The following is an 852-nucleotide window of genomic DNA, read 5'->3' as shown; positions in this document are numbered from 1 at the left end:
CGATGTCGCCGATGATCGCCTGACTCACCGAGATCATGCCGCCGGCGCCGATGCCTTGAAGGATTCGCGCCAGCACCAACTGCTCCATGCTCTGCGCCATGCCGCAGAACAGCGAGGCGAGGGTGAACAGGCCCATACCGAACAGCATCAGTTTGCGCCGCCCGTAAAGGTCACCAAGCTTGCCGTAGATCGGCACCGCCACGGTCATCGCCACCATGTAACCGGAAATCACCCAGGCCAGCAGGCTGACGTCCTTGAATTGCGCGGAGATCGCCGGCATCGACACGGCGACGATGGTCTGGTCCAGCGCACCGAGGAAGATCGCCATCATCAAGGCGACCAGCACGCTGCGAATGGCCGGTTTGGGCGTTTCAGGCTGATTGAGAGTGGTCACGGAAAACCTGCGGGCAGTGATTGACCCGCATGGACAGGGCGAGCGGGTAAGTGCTCGCCAGTGTAAGTCGATAGCAGGCTATTCGATAGCCTCGTACGGAAGCCCGACGTAATTTTCTGCAATGGTTTTTTGCCCGGCTTGCGAGCTGACAAAATAGTCCAGTTCCGACGCGCTGATGCGTTGGCTGAATTCATCATGCTCGTCGAAGCGATGCAGCATCGACGTCATCCACCAGGAAAATCGTTCGGCTTTCCATACTCGGCGCAGGCAGATTTCCGAGTATTTTTCCAGCAGATCGGTGCGGCCTTCGCGATAGACCTTCAGCAGAATATTGAACAACGTGCTGACATCGCTGGCCGCCAGGTTCAAGCCCTTGGCGCCAGTCGGCGGTACGATATGTGCGGCGTCGCCGACGAGAAACATGCGCCCGTACTGCATTGGCTCGACGACAAAACTGC

At 58.6% G+C, this 852-nt stretch carries 2 protein-coding genes; both read right to left on the bottom strand.

Annotation, left to right across the window (positions count from 1 at the left end):
* A partial coding sequence (locus tag D6877_RS14370) for an MFS transporter (RefSeq protein WP_178083686.1) occupies positions 1–331 on the bottom strand: 331 nt, incomplete at its 3' end.
* 141 nt (positions 332–472) lie between these two features.
* On the bottom strand, positions 473–852 hold a 380-nt coding region (locus D6877_RS14365), incomplete at its 5' end, for an FAD-dependent monooxygenase (RefSeq protein WP_178083685.1).

This window comes from Pseudomonas sp. Sample_9 (assembly GCF_004307535.1).
In the GTDB taxonomy this organism is placed as follows: Bacteria; Pseudomonadota; Gammaproteobacteria; order Pseudomonadales; family Pseudomonadaceae; genus Aquipseudomonas; species Aquipseudomonas mercuritolerans.
The sequence above is the reverse complement of the archived record's forward strand: the minus strand, read 5'-3'. Positions and strand labels throughout refer to the sequence as shown.